Source organism: Kitasatospora sp. NPDC004799 (assembly GCF_040609095.1).
In the GTDB taxonomy this organism is placed as follows: Bacteria; Actinomycetota; Actinomycetes; order Streptomycetales; family Streptomycetaceae; genus Kitasatospora.
Window position 1 is genome coordinate 1 of sequence record NZ_JBEXJK010000593.1, and the last position, 3,641, is coordinate 3,641.

The 3,641-nt window shown below is 74.4% G+C and carries 3 protein-coding genes and 1 pseudogene; 2 read left to right on the forward strand and 2 right to left on the reverse strand.

The genetic code is table 11. The annotated features are described in order from the left end of the window. Window positions 1-314: 314 nt before the first annotated feature. Together ABZW03_RS38580 and ABZW03_RS38585 are read right to left on the reverse strand one after the other, a co-directional pair. A pseudogene (locus tag ABZW03_RS38580) lies at window positions 315-458 on the reverse strand (IS630 family transposase); the annotation flags it as partial. A 218-nt stretch (window positions 459-676) separates the two neighbouring features. Continuing rightward, window positions 677-2,113 (reverse strand): cytosine permease, encoded by a 1,437-nt coding sequence (locus ABZW03_RS38585; protein ID WP_355269207.1) that lies wholly within the window; start codon window positions 2,111-2,113, stop codon window positions 677-679. Between the two features lie 71 nt (window positions 2,114-2,184). Between ABZW03_RS38585 and ABZW03_RS38590 the strand changes: the two genes are divergently transcribed. Further along, window positions 2,185-2,937 (forward strand): TetR family transcriptional regulator C-terminal domain-containing protein, encoded by a 753-nt coding sequence (locus ABZW03_RS38590; RefSeq protein WP_355269209.1) that lies wholly within the window; start codon window positions 2,185-2,187, stop codon window positions 2,935-2,937. A gap of 79 nt (window positions 2,938-3,016) precedes the next feature. Continuing rightward, the coding region (locus ABZW03_RS38595) for an amidohydrolase family protein (RefSeq protein ID WP_355269211.1) at window positions 3,017-3,641 on the forward strand (625 nt) is incomplete at its 3' end.

Below are 3,641 nucleotides of genomic sequence, written 5' to 3' on the forward strand. Positions count from 1 at the left end.
CAGCCGGACGGGCGTAGGCCACCTGGCCCACGCCCGACAGCAAGATCAACACCTAGTCCAACCGGGTGTCGTACACCTAGATCGTGATAGTCCCGCTCGTGATCCAGTGCTGCGACCGCCTAGGTTCAGCGGGTTGCTGAATCACGTGGCGCGCCTCAGGGGTCTGCCGCCGCATCGGTTGCCCTTCTCGCTGTGGATGCGGGGCGCTCGCGGTGGCGGGCGGCCAGGACGTCGGGGTGGCAGGCGTTGGTGTTGTGCCGGCGCGGGTAGGCGTGCAGTTCGCGGGTCTGGACCGTGTGGTTCGGGCGGTTGGAGTTGAACCGGTGGATCACGTCGCGCACCATGTCCTCGTCCGCCTGGACCAGCCGGGCGATGACCGGGCCCCGGTTCCCGTCGGCCGACGCCGGCAGCATCATCGCCCGCCGATAGCGCACCGTGTTCGTGCTGCCCCGCCGCACGACCCGCTGTAACTGCCGGTCTTCACCGGCTCCGCCACCGGGCCCCTCTCCGAGCTGACCGTCTCACGACAGCCAACCGACCGAGGGCCTTTCGGCGCCAACCCGGTGGACCCACGCGGCCACAGCGCCAGCCACCGGAAACCTCCTCCCGCGCTACGCCGCCACCGCCCCACCGACGGCATCGCGAGTCCGCCCGCGGCCCGCCGGTCCGGCCCCCGCTACCCCCGGCCGCGGCGCATCAGCACGGCGTACAGGCCCGCCGCCACCACCGTGCCCGCCGGCAGGGCGAGGTCCGCCCCGGCGAGTGCGGCCAGCGGGCCGGTGTAGAGGGTGTCCACGCAGAGGGCCGCGGCCGTGACGCCGCCCGCGAGGGCGGTGGCGCCGGCCGGGTTGACGCCGGCGCGGTACCAGAAGGGGCTGCCCGGTCGTTCGTCGCCGAGGGCGCGGCCGTCGTAGCGGTTGCGGCGCAGCAGGATGTCGGTGGCGTAGACGGCGGTGCTGGGGCCGAGGAGGACGACGGTCAGCTGGAGCACGTTGCTGACGGTGTCGAGGAAGTTGGAGACCAGCAGCGCGTACAGCGTCAGCGAGACCGCGACCGCGCCGTCCACCAGCACGCTGAGGGTGCGGCGGATGCGGATGCCGACGGCCTGGAGGGCGAGGCCCGCGCTGTAGGCGGTGAGGGCGTTGACGGCGATGGTGCCGACCACCAGGGCGAGCAGGAAGACCGGGTTGAACCAGCCGGGCAGGATCTCCCGGAGGGCGGCCTGCGGGTCGGCCATGTCGACGGCGGTGGCGCCGAGCACCCCGAGGCCGCCGACCACCACGCTGGGCAGGAAGCCGCCGAGGGCCGTCCAGCCGAGGACCGCGCGCGGGGCGGTGGTCGCGGGCAGGTAGCGGGAGAAGTCCGCGCTGGTGGTGTACGAGAGCGGGCCGGAGGCGATCAGCGTGACGCCGGCCAGCACGGCCGCCCACAGCCGGCCGCCGGTGAGCGGTTCGGGCTGGGTCCAGCCGAGGTCGGCGTGGGTGACGATGGCGTGGCCGACCACCGCGAACGCCGCGGTGAGGGCGAGGGTGATCGGCAGGTAGAGCCGGAGGATCACGGCGTGCCCGTACACGCTGATGGTGAGGGTGAGCACGACGATCACGACCACGATGGCGATCTTGATCGGGGTGGTCGGGGTGATCCCCGCCTCCTCGGCGAGCGAGAAGGCGGCGACGGCGGCCGCGGCGAGGTTCAGCGCGAAGTAGCAGACGGAGATCATCCAACCGGTGACGGCGTTGTTCACCCGGTTGCCCCGGATGCCGTACATGGCGCGGGTGATCACCTCGCTGGGCGCGCCGGCGGCCGGTCCGGAGACCGCGAGCAGTCCGGTGCCCAGCCAGAACAGGTTGCCGAGGACGACCACGGCGAAGGCCTGCCAGAGCCCGAGGCCGCTCAGGACGAGGGCGCCCCCGACCACCAGGTTGAGGTAGTTGACGCTGGCCGCGGCCCAGACCGCGAAGAGTTCGCGGGCGCGCCCGCGCCGCTCGGTCTCGGGGATGTGGTCGATTCCGTGGACCTCGACCCGGCCGCCCCGATCCTGCGGGAACGGGGCGGCGGGGCCAGGGGGGAGGTCCGGGGAGGTGTGGGGGTGCTCCGGGAGCGTGGACGCCATTGGGGGCCCTCCGTGGGGGTGTCGTGCCCACCTGCTTGCTTATTGGTCGCACACTCAATAGCATCCGGCACATGACGTCAAGCGTTCAGCGCAAAAGGGTTCGCAAGTCCCCCGAGGACCGCCGCGCGGAGATCGTCGGCGCCGCGGCCGAGGTCGCCCTCACCGAGGGACTGGAGTGCATCACCCTGCGCCGGATCGCCGACCAACTGGCCGTCCGGCCGGGCCTGATCAGCCACTACTTCCCCGCCGTCGAGGACCTCGTCGCCGAGGCCTTCGGCAGCGCCGCCACCGCGGAGCTGGAGTCGCTGCTGCCCGCCGACCCGCCGGACGGGTCCCCGTTGCAGCGCCTCACCCGCTTCTTCGCCCGCACCACCGGCCCGTCCTACGACGACATGAGCCGGCTCTGGCTCAACGCCCGCCACCTCAGCCGCTACCGCCCCGTGCTGCGCGAGCGCGTGCTCGGCCAGGAGGCGGGGTGGCGCGGCCGGCTCGGCGGAGTGATCGCCGCCGGGGTCGAGCAGGGCGAGTTCCGCACCTCGGACCCGGAGCTGACGGCCGTGCGGATCCTCGTCGTGATCGACGGCCTGGCCGCCCACGCCAACACCGGCCTGCGCAACCACCCGTCCGCCGTCACCAGGCTCGCCGCCGCCACCGCCGAACGCGAACTGGGCCTGCCCGACGGCGCGCTGAACCCGACCGAACCGACGGACGCGGCAGCCCCCACCGAACCGAACGACCCCGCGGCCCCCACGGACTCGGCGAACCCCACGGACTCGGCGAATCCCACGGCCGCCCCCGAGCCCTCCGCCGCCGACCGGTCCTGACCGCGGCCGGGCAGCCCCGCAGCCCCCACCCTCCCTGCAGACACCCACGCCCCCGCCCCGCACCACCGTTGGAGCCGCAGTGCGCACCTCCCTCGTCCTCCTCTCCGCCCGTCTGCTCGACCCCGCCTCCGGCGGCTTCCTCCCGCAGACCGCCCTCGCCGTCGTGGACGGCCGGATCGCCGCCCTCGGCGACGACCGCACCGTCCGCGAACTCGCCGACCCGGCGACCACGGTGATCGACCTCAAGGGCGCCGTGGTCACCCCCGGCCTGGTGGACGGCCACCTGCACCCGGTCAGCGGCGCCGAACTCACCCACGGCCTGGACCTCTCCGGCTGCACCGACCTGGCCGGCGTCCGCGCCGCCCTCGCCGCCGAGGCCGGCCGCCTCGCCCCCGGCGCCTGGCTGCACGCCTGGGGCCTGGACCCCAACGTCTTCGGCGACCGCCCGGTGGAGTCCGCCGCCCTCGCGCCCGTCCTGGACGGCGTCCCGGCGCTGCTCCAGCTCTTCGACGCCCACTCCATGCTCGCGAGCCCGCGCGCCCTGGAGCTGGCCGGCGTGGACGGCCCGCGCACCTTCGACCAGGCCGCCGAGGTGGTCTGCGACACCGACGGCCGCCCCACCGGCCTGCTGCTGGAGGACGCCGCCTGCGAGCTGGTCGAGCGCGCCGCACCGCAGCCCACCCGCGCCGAGCGCCGCGACCGCC

Excerpts from the sequence above, each read along its gene's own strand:
- ABZW03_RS38585 (WP_355269207.1), bottom strand. The coding sequence starts at position 2,113 with ATGGCGTCCACGCTCCCGGAGCACCCCCACACCTCCCCGGACCTCCCC.
- ABZW03_RS38590 (WP_355269209.1), top strand. The coding sequence starts at position 2,185 with ATGACGTCAAGCGTTCAGCGCAAAAGGGTTCGCAAGTCCCCCGAGGAC.